The sequence below is a fragment of the Vibrio toranzoniae genome (assembly GCF_024347655.1).
Classification (GTDB): Bacteria; Pseudomonadota; Gammaproteobacteria; order Enterobacterales; family Vibrionaceae; genus Vibrio; species Vibrio toranzoniae.
In genome coordinates this window covers 1,537,924-1,564,488 of sequence record NZ_AP025514.1, presented here as the reverse complement: position 1 = coordinate 1,564,488, position 26,565 = coordinate 1,537,924, and the positions used below count along the sequence as shown (strand labels likewise).

The following is a 26,565-nucleotide window of genomic DNA, read 5'->3' as shown; positions in this document are numbered from 1 at the left end:
CAATGTTCTTGCGCGCTGCTTCTTTGGTTTTAAAAGTTAAGCGGGAGCATTGAAAATTGCATTTGTGGCTGTCGGCATCTACGAAATACTTCTTAGCCAAGTTTGTTTTGTTGGTTGGGTTTGAATTCTGAGCTGTCCGTTTTACTTTTGCGTTCAAAGCCAGTAGTTTCATAGCTAATTCAGCATCTTGGCGCTAAACCTTTGGTTTTATCGCGGTGGCAAACTAACAAGGCGCTTAAGACAGACTCGCAACGCGCGGCATTTTTAGTATGCGTTGATTTATGTGTTTAAGGTGCTGTGCGGTGACTTCGTATTACGTTGCTCACTACTTAGCTTAGCGTTAGTTTGTAAAGGGCAGAAAAGCGTTTGTGGCATAAAAGCTTTGTTCTACGTTCTAGCTATTCACCTGTTCGTTTTCCAATCTCATGAACTTTCCGGTGGCACTATGTTGGAAGCGTTTGTGGTGAGTGAGTCACTTACTGGCTCTAACATTGTTGCTAATTCTTTGGTGCATTTTCTTTGTCTTGGCGGCTCATTCGCTAACAAATAGCTTAGTCACATTGGGTTGTCAGGTTGGTCGAACGAATCCTTTGCCAGTTAAAGTGCTTCAAACCGTAGTTATTCGTGGTATGTCGCTTCTTAGCCAAGTGCGTTTTGTCGGTTGCATTTAACTTCTGAGCTGCCCGTTTTACTTTTGTGTTCAAAGCCAGTAGTTTCATAGCTAATTCAGCATCTTGGCGCTAAGCCTTTGGCTTCATCGTGGTGGCAAACTAACAAAGCGCTTAAGGCAGATTCGCAACGCGTGGCATTTTTAGTATGCGTTGATTTATGTGTTTAAGGTGTTATGCGGTGGCTTCGTATTACGTTGCTCACTACTTAGCTTAGCGTTATGTCTCAGGAGGAGTTTATGTCTCAAAAGGTTCGTATATATCCACATCAAACACTACAAAGCTTAGCTTTGGTCAATCATGAGTTATTAACAGATAAACTAACTGCTGGGGATGAGGCGGATTTAGATTACTATTGTATAAACAGTATTGTTTCCTTGGCATTTTCTGTTGAAGCTATACTGAACTTTGTTGGTGGCAAAAAGGTTAGTGGGTGGAAAGAAAGACAAAATTGGCATCAAAAGCTAGAGAAAATATACAAAGCGATAAATGAACCACTAGACTTTGAAACAGAGCCTTTGATGTCAATTTTAAAACTCAAAGATATCAGAAATGAAATTGCTCATAGCAAGCCTGTTGAAGTTGTTAAATCAGCTTCTAACCTTACTGAAGCCAAGCTAAACATGAAAGCAGAATGGGAGTTACTCTTAGACCCAAACTTTTCTTTACATGCATATGAGCAAGTAGACACTTTTTACCATTACCTGTTACAAAAGTTCGGAATTTCAGTATTTGAAACTCTTACTTCGAGTATCGGTACCATTGATTCAAAGACATAACAAACAATTTAAGAGTGATTCAGCACGCCTGGCATTTTTGGTTTGGGTTAAGTCCAGTGTTTAGGATGGTCAAATTAAGTGTCGTGGTCGCGTGCTTCACACCTTAATTGGGCGTTAGTTTGCAAAGAGCAGAAAAGCGTTTGTGGTCTAAAAGCGTTGTTCTGCGTTCTAGCTATTCACCTGTTAGTTTTTCAATTTCACGAACTTTCCGGTGGTGCTATGTCGGAAGTGTTTGCGGTGAGTGAGTCACTTACTGGCTCTAACATTGCTGTTAGTTCTTTGATGCGTTTTCTTTGTCTTGGTGGCTAAGGTGCTTATAAATGGCTTGGTCGCACTTGGTTGTCAGGTAAGTCGAATGAATCCTTTGCCAGTTAAAGCGCTTCAAATCGTGGTTATTTGTCGTATGTCGTTTCTTAGCCAAGTTTGTTTTGTTGGTTGGGTTTAAATTCTGAGCTGCTCATTTTACTTTTGCGTCGAAAGCCAGTAGTTTCATAATTAATTCAGCATCTTGGCGCTAAGCCTTTGGCTACATCGCGGTGGCAAACTAACAAAGCGCTTAAGACAGATTCGCAACGCGTGGCATTTTTAGTATGCGTTGATTTATGTGTTTAAGGTGTTATGCGGTGGCTTTTGTATTGCGTTGCTCACTACTTAGCTTAGCGTTATAACTCAAAATCAAGCTATTGCTCAAATTGGTTAGTTGAACTATTATTTGTACGTTAAATTGTACTATTAGGAGTTCAATATGAGCCGTATCCATTTTGATCAAGATATTCAGCCTTTATCTGAATTTCGTGCTGGCGTAACGTCATTTATTAAACAGATTAACGAAACTCGAAGACCATTAGTAATCACGCAACGTGGTAAAGGTGTTGCGGTTGTCCTTGATGTTGCGGAATATGAAGCAATGCAAGAGAAGATTGAGTTACTGGAAGAAATGCGTACTGCTGAAGCACAATTAGCTTCAGGTTTAGGTGTTTCCAATGAAGACGCTCGTGCTCAAGTATTGGGGCGCATTAAGAAATGAAAGTAGTCTGGTCACCACTAGCATTACAAAAGTTAGGTGATGCAGCCGAGTTTATTTCACTAGATAATCCAGTGGCGGCAGAAAACTGGGTCAATGAAGTCTTCGATAAAACAGACCTTCTCTCAAGTATGCCTGAGATGGGGCGAATGATTCCTGAGCTACCTCATACCAATTATCGCGAAATCTTGTTTGGTCACTATCGCATCATATATAGCCTTAGCCATGAAATTCGCGTTCTTACGGTACGGAACTGTCGTCAGATTTTAACGGAAAGTGACGTGTAGCAATTGTGTTATAACAAAGCGTTTAAGACAGATTCCCAACGCATGGCATTTTTCATTCCGTCGTTGGGTTTTGTGTTTAAGGTGGCGTTGCTCACTACTTAACGCGGCGTTATGTACTTTCAAGAAAATTGACCTAGATACATATGAAAGTAGATCGTAAACTTAGCTTAAATAAAGGGTTAGGTGATAAATATGGCATTTTCAGAAATAGAACAAAAGCGCTACGAAAAGGCAGTGGAAAAGTATCTCGACTCTTGCCGACCACCAGTAGAAATCCGTAATCAACTTGATATTGGGTATCGCTTAGAAGGGCAGGTAATTGAAATTTTCGAGATCCGCCCGAAATGGAATGATCCATCAGAAAAGATCGAACGACCAGTAGCTAAAGTTAAATACTACAAGTCACGTGACGAGTGGAAAATATACTGGATGAAATCAGACTTAAAATGGCATTCCTATGAACCAATTCCTGAAGTGAAATTTTTAGAGGTGTTCTTCGAAATACTCGATGCTGATGCTTATGGGTGTTTCTGGGGCTAGGCTAGCGTCAACCACGTACATAACAAAGCGTTCAAGAAGGATTCCCAACGCTTGGCATTTTTGGCTTACTTCAGTTTAAGTGTTTATGTCACAATGGCTTAGGTTTAGTGGTCGCGTTGTTCACCATTTAACGCGGCGTTAGCCCTCAGAAGGAAAAATGAAGATATCCCTTATGGCAGCGGTTTCCGAGAATGGAGTAATTGGTTCTGGATTGGATATACCTTGGCGTGTACAAGGCGAGCAACTCCTATTCAAAGCCATGACTTACAACCAATGGCTTCTAGTCGGTCGTAAAACATTCGACTCAATGGGTAAACTTCCGAATAGAAAATATGCCGTGGTTACTCGTTCTGAAATCATCTCGAATGATCCTGATGTTGTGTATTTCGCAAGTGTTGAATCGGCATTAGTTTACCTAAACAACGCGACAGCACATGTCTGTGTTTCTGGTGGTGGTGAAATATACAAAGCTTTAATCGATCAAGCAGATGTTATCCATCTTTCAGTGATTCACAAGCATATCTCTGGCGATGTGTTTTTTCCTCCAGTTCCACAGGGCTTCAAGCAAAAATTTGAGCAAAGTTTCAGTTCAAATATTGACTACACGTACCAAATTTGGGCAAAGGGCTAACAAACTGTTTAAGAGGGATTCGCAACGCGTGGCATTTTTACTATGCGTTTGTTTAAGTGATTAAGGTGGTTTGCTGCGGCATCGGTATTGCGTTGCTCACCCCTCCCTTAATAGGGCGTTAGGGCTCAATCACGCAAGTTAGTACAAGGATGATTATAAATGTTGGAGCAATACTTATTTCTACTGCCAATCGCTACGCTGTTACTCTTTGGCGCGATGACACCAGGCCCTTCATTTATCTTGGTTGCGCAAACAGCTATGTCAAAATCTAGATCTGAAGCCATGTGTATTTCTATAGGCTTAGGCTTGGGGGCAAGTACATTTGCATTTATTGCCTCAATGGGGCTCATTGCACTTTTTGACGCTGTGCCTGAGTTTTACGTAGCTTTCAAAGTTCTTGGTGGCCTATATCTATGCTATCTGGGGGTGAGAATGTGGAGCGTGAGCAAAAGCAAAGTTGTTTCTGCTGACGCAAAGTTAACTAGCAAACCAACTCATTTTAAGGCGGTAGTTCTTGGCTTGGCGACACAGTTAAGTAATCCAAAGACTGCAATTGTATTTAGCAGTGTGTTTGCAGCCATGTTACCCGTGAAAGTTCCTGTTCATACAACATCAATATTAGTTGTTGGTGTATTTGTCTTAAATTTTTCTTGGTACTTCCTAGTGTCTATTTTGCTATCGAGTCCAAAGGCCCAAGCCAGTTATTTACGATTTAAGTCCTACATCAACAAAGGTTCAGGTGTATTAATGGGGTCAATGGGTAGTAAGTTTGTTGCTGAGAGTTTCAAGCCCTAACAAAGCGTTTAAGGCAGATTCTGTAATTGACCCGATCTAGTGGACACCTTCAATAGCAATTGGAGGTGTTTATGCCAGCTTATAAATCAGGTAAAAAAACTCAACAATATCTCACGGAATTTAAGGTAACTGCCGTCCGACTTTAGCTTCGAGAAGGAGCTACAAAAAGCGTGGCGCTATCATTGGATATCCATCCTTATATGCTTTCTAAATGGCGAAAGGACTATAGAGAAGGGGGTATTTTGGAAGATAAACGTAAGAAAAGGACTAAGATCCCGAGTCAGAAAGCTGAGTCTAGTCGGATTGCGGAGCTTGAACGTCAGAACGAACAACTTAAGATCGAGAATGACTTGCTAAAAAAGTGGCAACGTTCGTTGCCCAAGAAAATCGACAAAATTCCGATTCATAGCCCATTACAAAACGCGTTATTCCATTGTATTGATGTGCCGTTTTCTATCTGTTTCTAAGTCGGGTTACTACGTATGGCTTGATAGAGAGCCAAGCCGCTACGATCAAGAAGAGCTGGCTTTGAAGAAGCGGATAATTAAAGTGTTTACCCAGAGTCGAGAGACTTACGGTAGTCCACGAGTTCATGCCGAGCTGAGGCGCCAAAGAGTTTCGGTTAGCCGCAAGCGTGTGGCTCGGATCATGAGAGAGCAAGGGCTAAGAGCACGAAGCTATCGCATTTACATGAAAATGGCCAAGCTACATCGGTTCTATCAATCGATTAAGAATATTAAAAAAGACACACCAAAACCAACGGCAGTTAATCAACAATGGTCTGGAGATCTAAAGTATATAAAGCAAGGTAAACGTTGGATGTATCTAGCGGTCGTTATCGATCTTTACTCGCGTAAAATCGTCGGTTGGTCGCTTGGTAGTAAGAAGAGTACACAGCTAACGATGAGTTCGTTGAGAATGGCAATTAGAAATCGAAAGCCACAAGAGCGTTTATTGTTTCATACCGACAGAGGTTCTGAATATCCAGCATTTTTATAACCGTTATAGACTGCACTCAAGTCTTGGATATCGAACCCAGCATGAATATGAAGTAGCGACGGGTTAAAGATAATAGGGTGTCCATTTTATCGGGTGAAGATCATTCGCAACGCTCGGCATTTTCGGTTTGCTTTGAATTTAGTGTTTACGGCACAATGGTTTAGCTAAGGTATAAGCGTTGTTCACACATTAATTTGGCGTTATGTGCTTGCGAGCCCCTGTATGTGACAAGCCTTGTAATTGACTGATATTTAATGGAACTATCTATATGAAAGTCGAAGTCGTTGACTATAATCCGGACTGGTCGAATCAATTTGAGAACGAGAAGCATGCTTTGGTTAATACGTTGAGTAGCGCTATCGAGGGTATCCATCACATAGGCAGTACTTCGGTTAATGGCTTGGCGGCTAAGCCAATAATTGACATCCTTATAGAGTGCTGCTCACTGTCTGAACTTGATACTCACAAGTCGAAGTTTGAATCTCTCGGATATGAAGTCATGGGAGAATTTGGGATCTCGGGCAGAAGGTACTATCGAAAGGGCGGCGACGATAGAACTCATCAGATTCATGCCTTTGTAAAGGGTGACAATCATGTTTACCGTCATTTAGCGTTTCGTGATTACCTTGCCGCTCATCCCGAAGCTCTCGAGTCTTATGCGCAACTTAAGAGAAAGGTAGCAGCTCAATGTAACCACGATATTGAGATATATTGTGACGGCAAGGATAGTTTTATCAAAGAGCACGAGGCCAAAGCGCTAGAGTGGAAACTACTCACATAACAAAGCGTTTAATGCAGATTCGCAACGCATGGCATTTTCACTATGCGTTGATTTATGTGTTTAAGGTGTTATGCGGTGGCTTTGTATTGCGTTGCTCACTACTTAATTGGATGTTAATTTCTTCCAAGGACTAGAAGGTAAATATGGCAGTTTTAGAAATTCTGACTGCACCAGACCCAAGGCTCAAGCTTAAAGCGGAAAAGGTGCAAGATCTGTCGACGGTACAAACATTAATAGACGATATGTTGGAAACGTTATATGCGACTGACAATGGTATAGGTTTGGCGTCGACTCAAGTTGGTCATAAAGAGGCCGTTGTTATTATCGATCTTTCAGAAAGTCGAGATGAACCGTTAATTTTGATTAACCCAGAAGTGGTTAGTGGCTCAGATAAAGCATTAGGTCAAGAAGGTTGTTTATCAGTTCCTGATTACTATGCAGACGTAGAGCGTTTTACTTCAGTTGTTGTGTCTGCTTTAGATCGCGAAGGTAAGCCAATTACCATAGAAAGCGATGATTTCTTAGCTATCGTAATGCAGCACGAAATAGATCATTTGTCGGGCAATTTGTTTATTGACTACCTTTCTCCACTTAAGCGTCAAATGGCCATGAAAAAGGTTAAAAAGCACGCAAAAGGTTGATTTTGTATTCTTAAGTGTGTCATATCGTGTTGTTTGCTACTGAATTAGATGGTTTGTGAACAGGGGAGTTATGGGTAATTATTTAGATATTTGGTTCACGGTTACCGCCTTAGTTTTTATTGTCAGCTTACTTTCAGCAATGTTTGTTGGCGTTTGGCATAAGAATGGAAAAGCGTCAATACTATTAATCGGAGTCGCGTTCATTAGTATTGTTCTGTTTTTTTCTCAAAAATATCAAATTAGATGGCTCCTTTCTGAAGAGTTGAGTGCGTCTAGTTTCGTCATTGAGGCACATGAAGAGTTTGAAGCATCTAAATTGTTAGATTCTTTGAAAAATAAGAAGTACGTGAAGATGAATAGAACGGCCCCATTATCTAAAAGTAAAGTGCGTATTGTTACTAATACTGGTGAGGTTGAGTTATTAATAGCTCAAGATTCTAAGAACAAAGAACTATTTTGGATATATTACCCTAAGTATCGATTTAGCCGTCTAAACCCAATTGGAAAAGTGCGTATTCATTAGACTTAGGCCGGCAGAGACTTCCAGATGCGTACCGTTAAATACAAAAATACCGCCGAGATCATCAGCGGTATTTTTTATGGATCTAATTGTCCATGCAAGTAAGCTGTCGCTGCTTATTTAATCAACTCTAACTCTCGATGCTCTGTTTGTTGCTAGGTGTTTTGTATGTTGCTTGACCTTCTTTTGCTGTCTGTTCAGAGGCGTTTACTTTCGGCTTTACTTGCCAATCTCCGCCTAAGGCTTTGTATACAGCAATGGTGGTGCTGGCTGTTTGAAGTTTGGCGGCCACTTGGCGGTCTTGCATCATTTTTTGTTGTCTCTGTGCATCTAATACCGATAAGTAATCCACTAGGCCAGCTCTATATAATGACTTGGCTTTACTGACCGCGCCATCGACGGCTAGGGTGGCTTCATCAATACGTTTTTGGTTCTCTTGACTGCGGCCATAGGCGAACAGGCTTGAATCTACTTCTGTTAATGCACTGTCTACCGAATGTTGGTAATTAAGTGCAGCTGAGCGAAACCTTGCTCCGTTCATCTCGATCATAGCTTCACCTCGACCACCATCAAACACATTCCAGCTAATGCCTGCGGATGCTGCCCAACCAAAAGAGTCGCTGCTGAACAAGTCATCAAAGCTTCCCGCAGTCACGCCTGGTGTACCAGTTAGGAAGAACTTTGGATAACGATTGGCGATGCTAGCGCCAAGTTCTTCATTGATCGCGGCCATTTCGCGTTCCGCGATTCGAATGTCAGGGCGTTGTTCTAACAAGTCAGAAGGTAAGCCTGTTGGGATGACATCATTCATTCGTGGCAAGGTAAATTCGCCCGCTAGGCGTTGGTTGACGTTCGAGAGTGATGCTCCCAACAATACTGCTATACGCTGTTTGTGAACTTGTTCTGCAATTTCTAGTTGCGGAACAATCGATTCTGTCGCGGCAAGCATCGCTTTTGCTTGAGCTAGGTCTAACTCCGAGCCATAACCGCTACGAACGACTTTGGTAACCAGTTCAAGTGTGCGTTGTTGGTCTTGGATATTGTCCATCGCAATTGCTTTACGTTCTTGTGCCCCACGATATTGTAGGTAATTGTGAATCACGTCTGCGGTAATCAGCGTATTCAACCCCGATTGGAATATCTCGGCTTGTTCTACTCGAATCGTTGCGGCGTTGGATTGTCTATCGATACGTCCGAATAAATCCACTTCCCATGCGATACTTGCCCCTAAGAAACCGCCGTCGTGTTGCGCGTCAAGTAGCGATATACCGGTCGTTGATTCAACCGCGTTAGAAGCGCCAAATACAGGGCCGAGTAGGGAGTCGTTCTCGCTTAGCTGAATATTGTAGTAGCCGCCACCAATATTCACCGTTGGCACTTTAAATGACGCTACAACACTTTTGTACGAGCTAGCCATGTTGATACGTTCTGCCGCCAATTTGAGTGGGATGTTTTGACTTTGAACATCTCTCACTAATTGGTTTAACGTTGCATCATTAAACTGCACCCACCAGTGATTGTCTTGTTCGCTTGTTTCGCTGTGGCTCTCGCTATCTTGATTGTACAGAAAAGTTTTAGCCATCGTTGTTTGTGGCTCTTGGTAATCTGGGCCAACCGCACAACCTGTAAGCAGCAATGCTAAGGCAATAGGAGCCGCTTTAAACCGAGGTAATAGATACATGTTTATGCTCCTTATTGATTAATGTTTGACTGGTTGGTGTTTGTGGCTCCACGTTCTGTGAAATTGGGTGTCTCATCATGCACAGTAATTGAGTCTTTAATGATTTCGTTTCCCGTAGTTACCCTCTCTTCTGAACGATAGAAGAGTTTGTATAATGCTGGCATCACGAACAGTGACAATACCGTTGCCGCGGCGAGACCACCGATGATGGTTGCGGCCATTTGGTCGAACAGCAAATCGGTTAACAGTGGGATCATGCCAAGGCCCGTGGTTAATGCCCCCATCGAAATGGCCATGGTACGGTTCACGGTTGCTTCTTTGATTGCATCTGATAACGAACGACCATTAGAACGCTCAAGTTCAATCTGATCCATCAACACGATGCCGTTTTTGATGATCATACCGGTGAGTGTTACTGCGCCAATCAACGCCATAAAACCAAAGGGTTTATCTAATAATAATAAGCTGAATGTTGCACCTGTTGCCGCTAACGGCAGCGTAGCAAAGATGATGACGGGTTGCTTGAAACCGTTAAACATTGCGACCAAGATGATTACCATTAACAAGGTTGCTTTTGGAAGTTGCTTAAGAATATCGCTGACGGCTTTGTGTTCGTCGTAGTATTCGCCTCCCCATTCCATGCTGTAACCCGGTGGGAGCGCGATAGCTTCAATATCATCAATCACTGAGTTCCTTACTGCTGCTGGCGTAGTGTCACGACCAACTCCTGCTTGCGCGGTAATGGTTTTTACGCGGTCACGACGCCAAATCATGGTTTCTTCGCTGGTGAGTTCAAACCCATCGACAACTTGGCCAAGTGGTACGCTGTGTAAACCAAGTAGTGAGCGGACGGGTAACGTTTCTAACGATTCAATTGAGCTTTCAATTCCACGGACTTGAATTGTCACTATTTCATCGTTTAGGTTCATTTGGCCAACAGGCATGCCCTCAGAAACACGTTTCATCGCGAATGCTATGTCTGCTCGATCAATACCAGCATGACGAATTTTGTCTTGGTTGATTATCGGCTCAAGTACTTTGCTTTTTTGGCGCCAGTCGTCACGCACGTATTTGGTGTCAGGGTGTGCTTCAAAAATGGCTTTCGCTTGGTTCGATAAATCATGTAACACGGCAACATCAGGACCAGAGAAACGTGCTTCGACACTGAATTTATCTGAAGTGGCGAGCTTTAAACCTCTGAATCGTGGTTCAGCGTCTGGAAATTCTTTCGCTAACCATTTATCACCACGAGTAACCAACGCACTGAGTGATGGATAATCGGCCGCATTAATCAAGATCTGACCATAAGCGGGATCGAATGGTTCTGGTTCTATGGTGACTGAGAAGCGCGGCGCACCAGCTCCGACATAGGTTGAAATATTGGTCACTTCCGGCTGCTCTAATAACCAAGATTCAATGCGTTTCATGTCTTGCGAGGTTCGTTCTATCTTTGCACCATTCGGTAACCAATAATCGAGGAGCAAGATTGGGCGATCCGCTTGTGGAATGAAGTTAATCGCAATGTTTGGAATAGCTAACGCCGTCACTAGAATCAGCGGAATGAGGCCAGTCAATGCTTTCATTGGGTTATCGACTGTCCAGTTAACACTCTTGCGGTACAAGCTCACTTTGTTATCGGTTTTTTGTTTGGTTGGTTTGATGAACATCCAACACATTAGGGTAGTGAACGTCATGGCCACGAGCCAAGACAGCAGTAACGATGAGGCGATGATTAAGAATACTGAGCTCGCAAATTCGGCGGCGTCTGTCTGAGAAAATATAACCGGACTTGCACCCATAATGGCGATAACTGTCGCGCCAAATAGCGGCATTCCTGTTTCTTTAACTGAATCGATGGCCGCAACAGTGCGGTTGATACCTTTGTTAATCTTCACGATCATCATGTCGGTAATCACAATCGCGTTATCCACCAACATGCCAAGAGCGAGGATAAACGTGCCTAAAGATACACGGTGTAAATCGATAGCGGCGATATTCATGTAGATTAACGTTAGTAGAATCGTCAATAGTAGACTTGAACCTACAATCGTTGCACTCTTTAAGCCCATGAAAATCGATAATACGACAAATACAATCGCGACACTTTCAAGCAGGTTGTTAACGAAGTTATCGATCGATTTTTGAACTTCTTCTGGTTGGTTGGCAACAGTTGCGACTTTGACACCCAATGGCAGTGACGTTTGGAACTCTTTAACAATTCGGTTGATGTCGTCCCCCAGAGATACGACGTTCACGCCGGAGACAGGGCTTACCGCGAGTGTTACTGCTGGCACCCCGTTATAACGATTTGCCGTCATCATTGGTTCTTGATAACCCATAGTCACATCAGCAATATCGCCAAGGCGCAATAGACCGATGCCAAGCTCACTCACACCGCCCTTGATCATCAAGTTTTTAATGTCCGTGAGCGAAGTAAATTGGCTCGATTGGTGAACACGAATGCGCTCACTGCCTGCAGAGAATTTACCGGAATCAAACGTGGTGTTCTGCGTGTTCAGTTGGCTCCAAACTTGAGCCATCGACAAACCGTATTGAGCTAATCGCTCGTCTGGAATATCAATATGCACCACGCGAGGTTGAACACCGTGCAATTCCACTTTCTTAATTCCGTCTACAGTTTTAATCCGACGCTGTAACTCTTCTGCATAACGACGAAGTTCAACAGGGGACGCATCATTGCTGTGTATTGAAAAAAGCATGCCATACACTTCAGAGAACTCATCTTGTACTACGCTGATTTGGGCGGTAGTAGGTAGGAGTAATTTCATGTCTGATACTTTACGACGTAGCAAGTCCCATTCTTGTGGTAGCTGTTTGGAGTTTAGTGACTCTTTCAAGTCTACAAACACCATTGATATACCTGGGCGAGACAATGAACGAAGTCGGTTTAACGATGCCATTCCTTGCAGCTTGGTTTCGACGGTGTCCGTGACTTGTTGTTCCACTTCTTCGGCTGAGGCACCAGGATATAGGGTCACTACCACGGCGGTTTTTATGGTGAAGCTTGGGTCTTCAAGTTTGCCCAAATCAAAATAAGAAAACAGGCCTGCGATAACACTCAATGCAGTGAAAAACAGGATGAAGGTGCGTTGTTTGATCGCGAAATCAGCTAGATTCATCATGGTTTACCTACAGGCTCTTAACTTGGATATTGGAGAAATGTTGGCCTTCGATAACGTATTGAGAACCACTAACTACAACGTAGTCACCCCCCTTCAATGTTGATTCAACACACGCTGAGTCTTTTTTAAGTGACATAACACTAACCATCACACCTTGCGCTTGCTCATTTTCGATCGTGAACACTTGCTCGATACCTGATTGATTCACAATAGCTGAATAAGGTAGACAGAAGTTATTGGAGATGTCATCTAGCTGAGTCGACAAGGTTACGGCTTTGCCCGGTAAAAGCTGCCTACTCACTCGATCATCACCGATTGGTGCTAAACGGTAGGTCACCGAGTAGGTTTGTTTGATTGGGTGCGGTTGAGTCGAGATCTCGCTAGCGTAAGCCGTTAGACCTAGCTTTGAACCATACCAACTAATTTTCGATTGTTGATCAGGGCTGAACTTATGAATGAGATTCTCAGGGACATCAATTGTAACTTCCAGTTGGTCTGGGTTGTGAATCGTAAATACAGAGGTGCCCGGTAGAACTTGCTCGTACTGGTCAAAGTTCGAAGAAGCAACGACTCCATCGAAAGGCGCAAGTAGTTGGGTATAACGAATGGAGTCTTTAGCGCGACGGATATTTTGCTCCACCACTTTAACAGCCGATTCGCTACGCTCGTAGCTACTGATTGCTCGGTCTAAGTTGACGTTGGCAATGGCGTTGTCATCAATCGCTTGTTTCACGCGCGCTAGCTCCACCTTAGCAAGTTTACGTGCTGACTTCGCCTCTAGTGCGCGAGCTTGTAATTCTTCCAATGTCACTTGATAGTCATGCGGATCAAGTTCTGCTAAAGGTTGGCCTTTAACTACAGTGTCTCCCGTAGAAACTAAGATACTTTGAATGGTGCCAGGAACACGAAATGCCACGCCCGCGGTTTCAGAAGATTTTAGTTTACCTGTAAATGACTTTTGAGCTTGGTTCGCAAGCGGTTCAAGCTGAATGACCTGGATAGGTTGCTCTTGTGTTACTTTGATAGAAGCGCTCGATGGCGCAGAAGTAACGGATGGTTCAGTGATAGCAGATGGGTTGCAACCGATAAGAGGCAGAAGCGTAGTGGCAAGTAGGGAGTAGCGATAGATTGACATCATTAATTGTTCCTAAAAATTGATGGCGCAATTCTATCTAGATGTAAGTCACAGATAATCAGTGTTAACGGTATAACACTGTCATGATAATCGTGACAATAATTATATATTTGGCAGTTCTTGTAACAAAAAGTCAATCAATAATTGGCTGGCATGGCTCAAAGCTTTACGTTGTGGATACAATAGCCAAGCTTCTTCTTTTTGTATGACATCAATAGGGAATAGGTTAATCAGTGAGCCGTCCTTTAGTTCTTGCCTTACCATCAGTTCTGGTAACAGAGCGATGCCTCGGTGGCGTGTAGATGCACCTTTTACGAAACCTATACTGTCGCTGACGATAGAAGGTTCAACCTTAATTATATGATCAGAGACTTGCCATTCTTTGTCTATATCACCGCTTGGCCAACGGAAACAAACACATGGAAAGCGAGAGAGTTCTTCAACCGTTGAAGGCTTACCGTATTTTTTTATGTATTCTGGACTCGCAACAAAAATACGTCGTAAATCCATCACCTTACGCGCGACTACGTTGGAATCACTTAAGCGGCCACCATGCATTGCGAGGTCTAATCCTTGGCGGTACATATCAAGAAATCCGTTACTGATACTTCTTATATCGAGCTCAACCTCAGGGTATAAATCTTGAAATTTAAATAGGGTAGATTGAACGATATCGCCAGTCTCTGGAAGCAAACCAATTTTCACGCGACCATGTGGGACTTCTAAAAGGTTAGACGCCACGTGGTTGGCTTTTTCGAGTGCACTTAACGCTTTCAGTAATTCGTTATAGTAGAGCTCACCCGATTTAGTAACCGATAAACTCCGAGTAGTACGGAAGAACAGCTGAATATTGAGTGTTTTCTCTAAATCGTTGATCCGTCGACTTACATTCGCACGTGGGAGATCTAATGCGTTAGCGGCTGCGGTAAAGCTGCCAAGCTCAACAACGGTTGTGAATAGTTTCAGGTCTTCGATTTTCATAGTGATGGACGGATTCGAATACGGGCTGGGGATGATTAGCAGGTATCGTATATTAAATGGTATACGAAATCGAAAAAAACCGATGAGCAATTAAGTACTCATCAGTTTGAGTTGGATCCGAATTAACCAATGCTAAGCAAGAAAGTTTATACTTGAATGTAGCTATATTTGAACGTAGCTACGTTTTAACGTGACCAAAGGTTACCGCAACTCGATACTAGCGACCTCGGCCATCAACCATCACCAAAATTGTTTTTGTCATAATGTTTAGGTCTGCAGCAATCCATGATCTCATAGAACATAGACTAAGAGCATAACTGTGGTCGAAGCCAACTTTGCGACGAACATCTTCAATGCACGTGTCATACCCTTGGTTTACCTGTGCAAGACCTGTGATACCAGGCATAACACCATAAGTACGGTCAGCAAAGTAAGGGATTTCATTTTCCAGTTTGTTATAGAACGTCGGGCGCTCGGGGCGAGGGCCAATTAATGACATTTCCCCTTTCAACACGTTAAACAACTGCGGAAGCTCATCAAGGCGTGTTTTTCTTAAAAAACGACCAACTGGTGTGATTCGAGGGTCATTTTCCGTTGCCCACACTGCACCTGAGCGAGTTTCCGCATCTTGATACATGCTACGAAACTTCATGATTTCAAAAATCTCCATCTTTTCCGGTGTCGATTTTCCGACGCGCAGTTGACGGTAGAAGATCGGGCCGCGAGAAGTGAGTGCAATAGCCAGTGCGATAAATGGGAACACTGGAGATAAGATGACTAACGCGAGTAAAGAGCTAACAAAATCAAAGGTGCGTTTCGCGCGAGAAATCTTGTATTGGTATAGATTCAGGTTTGATAATTGATCAATGTTCATCATGGTCAGTCCTTAACGATTCACTCGAGTCCAAGGGGAGTTTTCAAGTCCCAGTAGGTAACGTACGCCACCAATGAAGTTGGCATAATGACCAACGATTAAATAAGAAATTAATGAAATAGGCTTATTGATCAGGGCTTTTGGCATGATGCAGCCCAGTACACCAATGCTGTAGACCGCGATTTGTATCCAAAGTAACACTTCGAATAACAGGTTTTCTTTGAGAAGGGCGGAGCAAACTAAGCACATAATCATTAGATAAGGAGTGAGAAGTCGTAGGCCTTTCCCGGAGAAGAAAGCAAAAGCGGTGCCTTTAAATTTAGGGTTAAACAAGCCACACAACAGAATCGCTTGTTGCATGTTGCCAGCAGAAATTCGCAAACGTCGATTGAAGTCTGTCTTTAGGTTTGATTCTTCTAATTCTAAAGCCACCATTTGCGTTTCGTATTCAGCGATATAGCCTTGTTTGACGATTTGCATGGGTAAGATAAAATCATCATTGATGGCGTTATGAGGTAATAACTCAAACAGTTTAGTTCGGAATAAGTAGAAGGCACCGTGAGAACCTAAGCTCGAACCCATTGACGATTCATACTCTTTGACAGCGGTTTGATACTGCCAATAACTATTCTCACCTGTGTTTTCCGTTGGGTATAATTGATAAGTGGCATTAACGACACCAACCTTGTCATTTTCAAAATGAGCAGCAGCAATCAATAACGCATCCAATGAAATGAGTGCTGAAACGTCACTAAGAGCAATGATATTGCTGGTTATGTTTGTTACTTCTTCGTTGATAATGGCGACTTTTCCTCGATTTTGAGCATAGTCATGTATCTCGAAGTGAACATCACTACACATCGCTTCTTGGATTGCCATTTGTGCAATTTCGACCGTGTTGTCGTTACAGCCATCACACGCGATAATGACCTGCAGTTTCTTTCTTGGGTAATCTAACGAAGCGAGGTTACGAATCTTTTCAGCTATCCATTGTTCTTCATTAAAAGCAGGAACTAGAATGGTGATAGAGGGAAGAGTCGAGTCTCGTTGCTCCTCTTTATAACAACGAGAGCTTTCTGATACTTGACGCACTGGATTACGTTTTGCGTACCAACGCAACAAAATGGGGTAAGCGGCGTGATGGTAGACAATTAGCATTCCAGAAAACAAACATAGACTTGCGAGTACCCAATCAATCATGCGTAAGCTCCTTCAGAAATGACGTCATAAGACGCGACCATTTTCACAATGTCGAAGTTATTAAGAACGTAGCGACGAGGGTTAGAAGTATTTTCAAAGGTTAGAGCTATTTGATGTTGCTTCTTGACTGATGAGTTGAGAGTGGCTTTAAGCAGTTCGCCTGCTAACCCTGTGATACTGCCATTTTTGACAAGATGTCCACTGATTGGACAGAGTGTTTCTTCGACAGCCCCCACATTCATCGCGACGGTCGGAATGTTACAAGCTTGAGCTTCTAATGTAGAAAGTGGTAATCCTTCATGACGTGAAGGTAGGCAGAAAGTATCGAGTGCACCATAAAAAGTCGTCATGTCATCAACTAATCCAAGAAAGATGACGCGATCTTTCAAGTTGAGGTTGTTAGCTAATCGTTCTAATTGTTTTCGTTTAGAACCGTCGCCCGCAAAAGCTACGATGGTATTTTTAGGCAGCAGTGCAAGAGCTTGAATCAGTTGATCTTGACCTTTAACGTGCTCCAATCGACCTGCGCAACCAACAATGTTCTTGTCTTGTGGTAGGCCTAACGCTGTTCGTGCTTCTATTTTCGATACTGGCTTGAATTTGTCGCAATCAACGCCATTTCTGATGGTAATAATATTGTTGTAGGTGAAAGCTGAGCGGAGTTGGTTGTAGACACGTGTTGCATCGGCCACGAGTGTTGGTTGAACGGCTTTCAGTGCTAGTGCTTGTAGATGACGGCGTTTATCGTCTTGAAGATGCCACGCATCGTGTTCGGTATGGATTCGGGTCTGTACACCGGTGAGGCGAGCGGCATATCCCGCGTAAAGTAGTGGGCCAATATGATGAGTATGAACCACATCTGGACAAATAGATTTGAATTCTTTGATCAACTTGAGAATAACATTGAATTGAATGCCTGACTCTTTGTCTAGAAATATGATTTGGTTTTGGTAACGCTCTAACTTTGGCCAGTTATCAATAGACTCTTGTTTTGTTCCCTCTAAGCTTACAATAAACACTTGGTCACAAGGCTTAGCAAGGCGAAGCAAATCTAAGGTGAGTGTCTCTAGGCCTCCAGGAGCGAGATGCTGAACAACATGTATTACCTTCTTCCCATGTGTTGTGAGTTGGTTTTCCATAGCGCTCTCCCTGCTATTAAGTTATCTAAGTTGTTTCGTTTTCATTTTGTTATTCAATAACTGCACGAGTTGTGCCAATTAATTAATCTTTAATTATCAACAGCTTAATTTCTTTTTTATTTTATCCTCTTGTTATTCTCAAAATAGGAATCAAAACAGAATGTCGAAATAGGTAAGAGACTAATTAAGTGGGAGAAGAATAAGGCGAGGCGGTGTTTTAATCTGATAAAGATAAATGGCAGAGATGAAAATACAAGCGTAAAAAAGTGCCCATAGAAAGAAAAACACCAGTACGAAGCTGGTGTATTGGTTAAGTCTTAAATTGGATTGCTCATTTTGGGGATAACGGTGATCACAGGAACGCCCAAAATATCTTCGATTTCTTCTTTACGTTTGATAGAAGAATCAAACAATTCGAATAACACCGCTAAACCGACACCAAGACCAATGCCAGCAACCAAACCTGCTAGGATAAATACGAATGTCGGCATGTTAGATTTTACGCTTGGTGTAAAAGGCAAATCAATAATCTTGACTCGCTTGTTCTGCTCGAATATACCTAGAGAGCCTGTTAGTTGTGCCATTTCATAGCGTTCAGTAAGTTCATCATATAACTGACGTTTGATCTTCACATCTCGTTGAAGTCGGTACATCTCTTTTGCGTTTTCACCGAAGTTGTTGGCCTTGTTTTCCAATTCAAAGATTATAGTGCGAAGGCTTTTTGTTTCTTCTGTTAATGATTCAAAGCGTGCTCGAACTAATTGAAGGCTTTGCAATTGTGTGACCAGCAATGGTTGATTGTCGGATAGCTTACTCAATGTTGCGCTACTGGCTATATCCCACAACTGGTCATTGTTCATTCCTGGTTGTTTGAGAGCCAGCAATGTCTTGCGCTCGTTCTCCAGCCTCTCTAGTTCGCGAACCTTGGCTTGAACTGCGCTGTGTTTGTCTGTGTATTTCGCTTGTAGCAAGGTTAGCTCACTACGAATATCAATCAATTGATCTTCTAGGCGCCCAATTACCGGGTTGGTTTTCGATAGTTGCTGATCAATCGAGCCTAGGCTTTTTTGGACACCAGATAACTCCGCCTCTTTCTCGGCCAATGTTTGTTTGAGTGACGCTAGTCGATTCAAACTCTGACTCTGAACTTCAGGTGTTGAGTGTACGTTTTCATTTACATAAAGCGCCAACGCTTCCTCTGCTTTGGCTAATTCTGCGCTGCGTTCGTCAATATGTACTTTTAAAAAGCTACTAGAGTCTTGAATTGATGAACGCTCCGGCGCTAATAGCTGTTCGATAAAATGTTCGCTGACTGACTGAAGAGTTGACTCCATGCCAATTGGAGTGTTTGAACTCAGGCTTATCTTTAGAAAATCTTTTCCTAGTTGAGTGACTGATAAACGTTGTGACAAATCGGAGATGAGTGTCTCTTTGTCGAAATTGGACATTTCCGGCGTGAGCAATTTAAGCTCTTCCGCCACTGAGTAAAGTACATGGCTGCTATGCAATAGTGTTCTCAGTGCGCTAATTCGATCTTTAAGCATTGTCGATACAGCGATGTCTTTTAAGAAAGGGTTCATCTTTGCGGTTTCTTGGATCAACATGCTGGTGTGAGCATCATATTTGGTAGGAGCCAGTTTACTGACTCCGAACCCAACGAAGGGGAGAACAAGAATCGGGACTAATATTACGTAGCGTTGACGCCACATTGCATTCAAAAGAATCAATAACCGCAATTTCAGATTATTCATAGTAGCTCCAACATCCAGTGTACGAACTTGGCACGGTTCTGCCAGCTGTCTTTTTCAACGAGTGATAGTGGTGAGTTGGTAAGCTGCTGAGCTTTGTTTAACGCCTCTATCATTTGTTGTGCGTTACTGACTTTTGTGACGTGATCTTGATAAGGTAATAGCGCTGGAAAAGGCGTGGTTACGATAGGCGTTCCTGCCGCAAGGTATTCCATGAGCTTCAAAGGGCTGCATGCACGAATCTGTTCGTTATCAACAAATGGTAAAAGGCTCACATCCCAATGTTGCGAATAACTTGGCAAAGAATGGTGGGGTTTTGGACCAAGGTAATGAACATTGTCAAGGTTAGGAAGCGCTAAACTATCAAGCTCATTCGGGCCAATGAAAACAAAATCCCAGTCGGGCATTGCTGTCGCTACATGTTCAATAAGGCCGTAATCGAGCCATTGAGATAGGCTTCCATAAAAACCTGCGATTGGTCTGTGATTACTGGGTAAGTCTTTCGCTCTCGGTACTTGAGTAGAGAAAAGGCTTACATCTACGCCATGTGGCAACAACTGGACTTTATCTTCTGGAAACTTGTTTATTAATGTCTTACTCGCGGCAAAGATTAGGTGCGATTTTTTTATCAGATCGGATTCATGCTCTGTAACAGTTTGATGGTCAACTCCGGCTAATGCGCTAAAATCGTCTCCACAATAATAAACCACTGCAGATTCACCAAGGTGACCACACAGGTCGACAGCGGTAGGAAGTGACGTCCACAAGATCGGTGCCCGCATGTTTAGCTTTGCGATAATGGGCTTTAGTTGTTTCAACATGAGCATTTGTGCAAGCTTTCTTGCTAATGTTGATGAAGGTGCGGGGATAGTTTTTAGGTTTACCACCGTAATATGACTGTGTTCATTTGCATCGAGCATATTCTGTGTCACGGCATTGGTTTTACCAAACCATTTGTTGAACGCACGCATGACATCTTTTGTTGACAGTTTAGGTTGTCTTAAACCAATGGAGTTAATCCATAGCACTTTGTGTGTCTTAGCTAAGTGGCGAATCAGATGCTGAGTGGATGAAGGAAGTCCGCCAAAGTCTTCACCAAATACGATTAGATCACGCATGGTCACCTCTATGAGTTTCAAACGATTTAGCGGTATTTTGTTTGGCCGCTTCAACAGATTCAATCTGTCCTACAACTCGTGCTGGGTTGCCGGCTGCAATTGCAAATGGCGGGACACTTTTGATGACGACACTACCTGCAGCAATCACAGCACCTTCACCAATGGTCACACCGCCTTTTACGGTCACGTTTGTGCCTAGCCACACATCTCGCTCGAGGATAATATCGCTGATCTGTTGGGGATCATCGCCTTCACCATCAGCTCTTCGTTTTGCATCAAGAGGATGACCCGAATACCCAAACAAGAATGCACCGCCAGCGATACGAACATTGTCAGAGATGATGACGCGTTTGCCCACTGCAATCGTTGATTGCCAGCCGATATCAACATTGTTGCCAATCGATAGAAGAGGGGGCATGAAACTGTCTAGTGGCTGAGAACACCCTAAAAATGTGGTGTGGCCAGAAACTCGACAGTTATCGCCAATTGAAATTTGTAAAGGACCACTCACAAACGGTAAACCACCGTACAGATACAAATGTTTTCCGCATTGCGTGACTCTTCCTTTGAATGCGGGTGTCCAATAACAAAAACGAGTAAAGCCCGTAATCATGCTCACAACTAACTTGTGTAATTGGTAAAGGCAACGGTTAACCATTTGTGGGGTCGGTAGCTCTGCGCTTCTTACGCTTTTCAAAACAGAAAATACATTTCGAATTCGAGAGTTTGGGTGAAACTTAAGCCAATGTTTGAATTGATGTACGGATACTGTCGTCATAATGAAATTCCTTTTACGTTGTTACATAGAAGTCTTTCATATTGCGTGCCACTAAATAAATATATAAATTTCATATGGTTACAGCTTGTCTTTTAGATTTTTTCATTTTGACAAGCAGTATGAGACACGTTTGATACGCAAACGGTAAGTGCGGCTAATATGTAAATTGGCCAGTTGAAACCTTGTGTTAGGAAGGTGCCTGATACAATGGTACCAATTAAACCCGCATAGACAGCATAAGCCACTGCATTAAGCTCGGGAGCGACCGCCGTACCTGCTTCAGACAGTCTTGCTAGTGTGGAGCGAGAAGTTCTGATTAATGAGATAATTAGGATGACAAAAATCATGAGACCAATAAAGCCTGTTTCTGCTAGAACGCCAAACCATGTACTGTGAACCGCGTGATTTAAACCATCCCAGTGGGCGCTATAAAAGAAATAATTTGAGAAGAAGTTGTTTAATCCAACACCAGTCAATGGGTTTTCCACGGCCATTTTTATTGCAGCTTCCCAAGCGTAAATTCTCCCCATGGCAGATTCATCAATGCCTTGCTCAGCAGCGCCTCCAGAGGCTCTGTCGGCAATGCCTGCGACAAGATAAAGTATAATCGCAGCTATGGATCCTAGCGATAGCAACAACACTTTTGAACGAATCAATTTCAAAGCAAAAATACCTATTACCGCAATAGAGCCAAGTAATCCGCCACGACTCTGAGTGGCAATAATCGCCGCTAACAATAGGACACAAACTAGCGCACTTATTATTCGCTTGAAATGGGAAATACCTGGCGTCGTGGTTTGACTAATAGCGAATGCGAGTGGGAAAAGCAACACCAAAGCGAGGTCGTTCGGGTCACCAAGCATCGAACCAAAATCTCGTCCAATGGTCACTCTGGAGCCTTCCACAAGACCGATGCTGTTCACGGAGTTATAAACGGCGATAGTACTCACTAATGCGCCGGCGTAGATGATGGTCATCGCTGTTTTAGCAAGATTTTCTGTTGTGTTAACGAGCCAAACGATAGCGAGGGACATGACTATTATCTTCCAATAAATGCCTTTGAACTCTGCGAGCGCTATGGTTCGGTTCGACGCGAATACGATTCCAATAATGGTTAACACCCAAAATATAGAAAGCCAATTGAGTGAAGGGTGCCAATAGATTTTTAGCTCTTTACTGATTAGTGAGTGCCACAACAGTGCCGATAAGGCCCCCATGGATAGCAGCAAAGGTATTTTCAAAGGGTAAAGTAGCGGTAAAGCTTCATGAATTCTAAAAAATGAAAACACCACAAACAGGATCACAAACCAAAATGCTTTGTTGATAATAAACAGTGCGCCTAAAGGAATGAAGCCGATCAATATCACCATCGCTGGATGAGGAACCAAATACCAAGCAGCACCAATCAGTAGGCTTAAGGTGGATAGCCCAATAATGAGTGGTATTCTGTTGGCTTGATATTTCATTGCATCTCCTAGAAACGGATATATCGGCTAGTTCTGTTGATAGGCATTTCTAATCGACAATTTGATTCAAAAAACAATCAATAATTTTACTTATTAACAAGAGACTGCAAGGTAAGTGCCACATACGTATTAAATTTAAATCGCTGTATTTGATGAATATTTCAAATATAGATGGGGTGTACTTTGACGATTGTTCAAATTAAGAATCAGATTGAATGGAGAATTAAAGAGATTGAAGTAGCTGATTAGAAGGAAATTATGAGCCGTAACACTTTAAGATTTGGGGAATAACAGCTTGAGGGGAGTAACGCTCAATGATGGTGCTTCTTGCTTTATCTCCCACCGTGCTTTTATCTTGAAGAGGAAGGTTGATCCAGTTCTGCAGGCATTTATGGAGTTCTGCTTCACTTTGAGCGAGGTAACCATTGGTTTGATGTTCAATCAACTGTGGTAGATTACCAACCGCTGTGGCGATAACAGGGATTCGTCGTGCCATGGCTTCGAGTGCTGCCATCGGTAAACCTTCATATCGAGAAGGTACAACTAATACATCGATGGTTTGCCACGCTTTTTCCATACTTGTTTGGAGGCCATGAAAGGTGAGATTAGCAGGTTGATTACACTCTAACGATTGTCGTTCAGGGCCATCACCGAAAATGTGGAAGTGTTGATTTGGGTTAGACTTCGCTAACATTACAAATCTATCGGCGGCTTTTTCGTGGCTCAAGCGTCCAACAAAACCTATGTCATAAATGCTGGTGTTTTCTTTTAATACGCCAGGAACTGTCGAGTTAGACTTGCAAGATGAACAGGATCGTTCCGGGATTGAAATGAAGTTATTGAGCAGTGTTGTTTTCGTTGGAATCTTATCTCTGATTTTATCGCTCACCACTAAAGAGTGATTAGAGATAAAACCGCTATACCGGTCGAGAAAATCGTAGAGCCACACTTTTCCTCTTGGCTTTTCTCCTGCGTGATAAGTGGATATTTGACGCAGTTTGTTCGGAGTCGTCGTGAACTTAGTGACCTTACTCACTATGCTCGCTTTGTAACCATGGGCATGGATAAAGCTAGGTTGGTATTCGGTAATTGCCTGTTTGAGTTGAGATAGTGCGTTTTGGCTATTTGGAGCAAGCTCGCAGAGGTGACAGTAAGGAAGCTGTAATTGGTTTAAGCGTGTGATAATCGGCGGTGGAGGGTTGAACTTAGTGAGAAGAACGACTCTTACTTTCTGTTTATGCTCAATTAAACCCATTGCTAATTCAATAACGTGAGTTTCAATTCCTCCGAAAGTTTGGCTGTCGAGCAACAGCCAAATTTCATCATGCCCAAGAGCAAGTTGTTGTTGAGCCGAAGTGAGTATCGTCGTGTTCAATTGATTAGGCTTGATTGTACTCATTCTCTGATTCCCAAGCCTGTTTCTTACGATAAACAGTAGAAGGGCTCAGTTCTAGCAATACGGCAGCGCTTAGTACATTACCATCACAATGATTAATAGCGTGCTGGATTGCTTCACGTTCAATTTGCCACATAGGGCGAATTGCGCCATCACTGGTTGTTAGTGGCGGCGTTATTGGAGCATGTTGTACTGGCATTTTGTGATCGTGAGTCGTTGAAGTGTGCAGCAGCTCTTCAGGGGTGATTGGTGGTAATCTAGTTTCGGAGACAGCGGTATCTTGAGGCGCAGCAACAGAGGGCGACGCTACATTTCGTATTGAAGTAACACTTTTCGGCGTCGCAATATCCATTCTGTTGATTGGCGGCGGTACCATCTCTATAGTCACGCTCGTTTCGTTGTTTAACACCACTATGTTTCTAATGACGTTCTGTAATTGACGAACATTTCCTGGCCATGGGTAACGTTTGAGTTGTGTCTGTGTTTCTTTGTCGATGGATTTGAATTTCTTTTTATCTTGCTTAGCGTACAGCTTTAAAAAGTGGTTAGCTAAGGTGAGAATATCACTCCCACGTTCTCTTAAGGGGGGCATTTCGATAGGCACGACATGTACCCGGTAATAAAGGTCTTCTCGGAATCGGCCTTCTTCAACTTCAACGAGTGGATCACGGTTAGTTGCGCAGATAATTCTGACATCAACTTTTATTTCTCGATGACCACCTAACGGTGTGAAGGTTCCGGTTTGCAAGAATCTCAGCAGCTTTTTTTGCATCTCCAATTCCATTTCACAAAGTTCATCAAGAAATAGGGTTCCGCCATGGGCCTGCATTGCTGCACCTTTACGATCAGTTGTCGCTCCAGTGAAAGCGCCTTTTACGTGACCAAAAATTTCACTTTCCATTAAATCACGAGGAATCGCACCACAGTTAATGGCAACGAATGGTTTACCGTTACGTTGACTTTCTTGGTGAATGGCTTCTGCGCAGACTTCTTTACCCGTACCACTTTCGCCGTTGATGAATACGCTTGCGGTGGTGGGTGCTACCGAGTCAATGATTTTGTAAACCGCTTGCATGGGTAAACAAGAGCCAATGAAATTATGAAAGCGGTTACGATCGAACTTACTCTGGATGTCGTCGACAAGGTTTTCGAGCTTAGCTCTACGTAGGTGGAGGTTGATTGACGTTCTCAGACGGTCGGCCTGAATGGGCTTCTCTAAGAAATCTTCCGCGCCACGTTGAATGAGGTCAACAGCGATATTCACGGAACCATGTGCAGTTGCGATTACAACGGCTGTGGGAATGTCATTATCACTGATCCAATCCAATACTTCTTCACCCGGCATATCGGGCAGTTTCAAATCAAGGATAACCAGTTGTGGAGCGTGTCTTTCAATGAATATTTTTGCTTCAGTACCGGTCTCAACATGAAATATATCGTAAGGCTCGTCTTTAACATACTGTTTGTAGAGCACTGCGAGAGAGGTGGAGTCTTCAACCAACAATACTTTAGGGCGCATTGAGTCTTCCTTTTGAAACTTTATCCTAATCAATCAATAGCATAGTGATATGCAACCATCAACATGAAACAAGTGGAATTGTTATCTACGTGTACAATATCTTTAATAGCACTTGGTGAGTAGCGAATCGTTCTTAATCACTGGTTCTTAACAATGAATGTGGTTAAGCCTACTGTAGATACTTAAATAAGTATTGATACTGTCCTATTCGAAGTTTTCCTCTTCCAGAATAATTCGAAAGCTGACTTATTAACTAAAGCCTTCGTTTTTTCTTTTCAGTAAAGCCTTAATTGAACGGTCTGCGAGCTCTAACAACTCTTCAACCCTAAGAAAGGCGGCATCATACTCTTGCTCTAGACATTGTTTTTCTAAAGTTCGAGACAGCACTGATAGAGGGCGGTTGCCTAACACCAATGCCGTACTGCCTATAGTGTGTACTTCAAATTCGAGGGCTTGTGCGTCGTTATTGGTGGCGGCATGTCTAATGGCGGCTAAGCGCGTGCGTGATTCTTCAACATAGTGATCGATTAGAATAGGGATAACCTCCGCACTTGTGTCATGAATTAGCTGTTTTATAATTCGCTCATCAACAAGTTCTGCACCCACTTCTGCAGAGGTGTCTGAAGCTAAAGTCGAGTTGTCCACACTAACTCCTTGATTGTCCCGCGAGTAAATACGCTCGCTTGAGGTATATATACTTTGAGCATTATTAAGTTTTAGTC

Annotated in this window: 26 protein-coding genes and 1 pseudogene; 12 read left to right on the top strand and 15 right to left on the bottom strand. The window is 42.9% G+C overall.

Features of this window, described 5'->3' with window-relative positions; all coding sequences use genetic code 11:
- Nucleotides 1-283: 283 nt before the first annotated feature.
- On the top strand, nt 284-550 hold the full coding sequence (locus OCU50_RS06830) for a hypothetical protein (RefSeq protein WP_167350333.1): 267 nt from the start codon (nt 284-286) through the stop codon (nt 548-550).
- A 1-nt stretch (nt 551) separates the two neighbouring features.
- Here OCU50_RS06830 and OCU50_RS06825 read toward each other — a convergent pair whose 3' ends face one another.
- Nucleotides 552-719, bottom strand: coding sequence for a hypothetical protein (locus OCU50_RS06825; protein WP_157769186.1), 168 nt, complete (start codon nt 717-719; stop codon nt 552-554).
- Nucleotides 720-907: 188 nt separating this feature from the next.
- Between OCU50_RS06825 and OCU50_RS06820 the strand changes: the two genes are divergently transcribed.
- The 11 genes and pseudogenes from OCU50_RS06820 to OCU50_RS06750 all read left to right on the top strand — a co-directional run bounded on the left by OCU50_RS06820 (nt 908) and on the right by OCU50_RS06750 (nt 7,668).
- Nucleotides 908-1,447, top strand: a complete 540-nt coding sequence (locus OCU50_RS06820; RefSeq protein WP_060467714.1) for a hypothetical protein — start codon at nt 908-910, stop codon at nt 1,445-1,447.
- 78 nt (nt 1,448-1,525) lie between these two features.
- On the top strand, nt 1,526-1,756 hold the full coding sequence (locus OCU50_RS06810) for a hypothetical protein (protein ID WP_060467713.1): 231 nt from the start codon (nt 1,526-1,528) through the stop codon (nt 1,754-1,756).
- A gap of 436 nt (nt 1,757-2,192) precedes the next feature.
- The gene (locus tag OCU50_RS06800) at nt 2,193-2,474 is read left to right on the top strand and encodes a type II toxin-antitoxin system Phd/YefM family antitoxin (protein ID WP_011080399.1); all 282 of its coding nucleotides are present in this window, start codon (nt 2,193-2,195) and stop codon (nt 2,472-2,474) included.
- Nucleotides 2,471-2,758, top strand: a complete 288-nt coding sequence (locus OCU50_RS06795; protein ID WP_060467712.1) for a type II toxin-antitoxin system RelE/ParE family toxin — start codon at nt 2,471-2,473, stop codon at nt 2,756-2,758. The genes OCU50_RS06800 and OCU50_RS06795 overlap by 4 nt, the downstream gene beginning before the upstream one ends.
- A gap of 192 nt (nt 2,759-2,950) precedes the next feature.
- Nucleotides 2,951-3,298, top strand: a complete 348-nt coding sequence (locus OCU50_RS06790) for a DUF3024 domain-containing protein (RefSeq protein WP_060467711.1) — start codon at nt 2,951-2,953, stop codon at nt 3,296-3,298.
- Between the two features lie 157 nt (nt 3,299-3,455).
- Complete coding sequence (dfrA, locus tag OCU50_RS06785) at nt 3,456-3,929, top strand: trimethoprim-resistant dihydrofolate reductase DfrA (protein ID WP_060467710.1); 474 nt, start codon at nt 3,456-3,458, stop codon at nt 3,927-3,929.
- A gap of 159 nt (nt 3,930-4,088) precedes the next feature.
- Complete coding sequence (locus OCU50_RS06775) at nt 4,089-4,724, top strand: LysE family translocator (RefSeq protein ID WP_060467709.1); 636 nt, start codon at nt 4,089-4,091, stop codon at nt 4,722-4,724.
- A 71-nt stretch (nt 4,725-4,795) separates the two neighbouring features.
- Nucleotides 4,796-5,790: pseudogene (locus tag OCU50_RS06770) on the top strand (IS3 family transposase).
- Between the two features lie 201 nt (nt 5,791-5,991).
- The gene (locus tag OCU50_RS06765; protein ID WP_060467708.1) at nt 5,992-6,504 is read left to right on the top strand and encodes a GrpB family protein; all 513 of its coding nucleotides are present in this window, start codon (nt 5,992-5,994) and stop codon (nt 6,502-6,504) included.
- 143 nt (nt 6,505-6,647) lie between these two features.
- On the top strand, nt 6,648-7,145 hold the full coding sequence (gene def / locus OCU50_RS06755; RefSeq protein ID WP_060467707.1) for a peptide deformylase: 498 nt from the start codon (nt 6,648-6,650) through the stop codon (nt 7,143-7,145).
- A gap of 70 nt (nt 7,146-7,215) precedes the next feature.
- Nucleotides 7,216-7,668 (top strand): hypothetical protein, encoded by a 453-nt coding sequence (locus tag OCU50_RS06750; protein WP_060467706.1) that lies wholly within the window; start codon nt 7,216-7,218, stop codon nt 7,666-7,668.
- A gap of 127 nt (nt 7,669-7,795) precedes the next feature.
- On the opposite strand, the gene OCU50_RS06745 is transcribed toward OCU50_RS06750, so the two are convergent.
- From OCU50_RS06745 to OCU50_RS06680, 14 genes are all read right to left on the bottom strand, one after another.
- Nucleotides 7,796-9,346, bottom strand: a complete 1,551-nt coding sequence (locus OCU50_RS06745; RefSeq protein WP_060467705.1) for an efflux transporter outer membrane subunit — start codon at nt 9,344-9,346, stop codon at nt 7,796-7,798.
- Nucleotides 9,347-9,357: 11 nt separating this feature from the next.
- Nucleotides 9,358-12,486 carry an efflux RND transporter permease subunit gene (locus OCU50_RS06740; protein ID WP_201023947.1) on the bottom strand — a complete coding sequence of 1,043 codons (3,129 nt, stop codon included), beginning with the start codon at nt 12,484-12,486 and terminating at the stop codon, nt 9,358-9,360.
- Nucleotides 12,487-12,496: 10 nt separating this feature from the next.
- The gene (locus tag OCU50_RS06735) at nt 12,497-13,627 is read right to left on the bottom strand and encodes an efflux RND transporter periplasmic adaptor subunit (protein ID WP_060467703.1); all 1,131 of its coding nucleotides are present in this window, start codon (nt 13,625-13,627) and stop codon (nt 12,497-12,499) included.
- Between the two features lie 99 nt (nt 13,628-13,726).
- Nucleotides 13,727-14,605, bottom strand: a complete 879-nt coding sequence (locus OCU50_RS06730) for a LysR family transcriptional regulator (protein ID WP_060467702.1) — start codon at nt 14,603-14,605, stop codon at nt 13,727-13,729.
- Between the two features lie 217 nt (nt 14,606-14,822).
- Complete coding sequence (locus OCU50_RS06725; protein ID WP_017057312.1) at nt 14,823-15,482, bottom strand: sugar transferase; 660 nt, start codon at nt 15,480-15,482, stop codon at nt 14,823-14,825.
- 9 nt (nt 15,483-15,491) lie between these two features.
- The gene (locus tag OCU50_RS06720; RefSeq protein ID WP_060467701.1) at nt 15,492-16,679 is read right to left on the bottom strand and encodes a glycosyltransferase family 2 protein; all 1,188 of its coding nucleotides are present in this window, start codon (nt 16,677-16,679) and stop codon (nt 15,492-15,494) included.
- Entirely contained in the window at nt 16,676-17,818 is a 1,143-nt protein-coding gene (locus tag OCU50_RS06715) for a glycosyltransferase (protein WP_060467700.1), read from the bottom strand. The genes OCU50_RS06720 and OCU50_RS06715 overlap by 4 nt, the downstream gene beginning before the upstream one ends.
- A gap of 317 nt (nt 17,819-18,135) precedes the next feature.
- Nucleotides 18,136-19,569, bottom strand: a complete 1,434-nt coding sequence (locus OCU50_RS06710; protein ID WP_060467699.1) for a GumC family protein — start codon at nt 19,567-19,569, stop codon at nt 18,136-18,138.
- Nucleotides 19,566-20,684, bottom strand: coding sequence for a glycosyltransferase (locus tag OCU50_RS06705; RefSeq protein WP_060467698.1), 1,119 nt, complete (start codon nt 20,682-20,684; stop codon nt 19,566-19,568). The genes OCU50_RS06710 and OCU50_RS06705 overlap by 4 nt, the downstream gene beginning before the upstream one ends.
- Nucleotides 20,677-21,462, bottom strand: coding sequence for an acyltransferase (locus tag OCU50_RS06700; protein ID WP_060467697.1), 786 nt, complete (start codon nt 21,460-21,462; stop codon nt 20,677-20,679). The genes OCU50_RS06705 and OCU50_RS06700 overlap by 8 nt, the downstream gene beginning before the upstream one ends.
- 92 nt (nt 21,463-21,554) lie before the next feature.
- Entirely contained in the window at nt 21,555-22,928 is a 1,374-nt protein-coding gene (locus OCU50_RS06695; RefSeq protein ID WP_060467696.1) for an O-antigen ligase family protein, read from the bottom strand.
- A gap of 256 nt (nt 22,929-23,184) precedes the next feature.
- The gene (locus tag OCU50_RS06690; protein WP_060467695.1) at nt 23,185-24,327 is read right to left on the bottom strand and encodes a glycosyltransferase family 4 protein; all 1,143 of its coding nucleotides are present in this window, start codon (nt 24,325-24,327) and stop codon (nt 23,185-23,187) included.
- Nucleotides 24,308-25,843, bottom strand: a complete 1,536-nt coding sequence (locus tag OCU50_RS06685; RefSeq protein ID WP_060467694.1) for a sigma-54-dependent transcriptional regulator — start codon at nt 25,841-25,843, stop codon at nt 24,308-24,310. Before OCU50_RS06685 ends, OCU50_RS06690 begins: the two co-directional genes overlap by 20 nt.
- A gap of 249 nt (nt 25,844-26,092) precedes the next feature.
- Nucleotides 26,093-26,488 (bottom strand): Hpt domain-containing protein, encoded by a 396-nt coding sequence (locus OCU50_RS06680; RefSeq protein WP_060467693.1) that lies wholly within the window; start codon nt 26,486-26,488, stop codon nt 26,093-26,095.
- Nucleotides 26,489-26,565 lie beyond the last annotated feature (77 nt).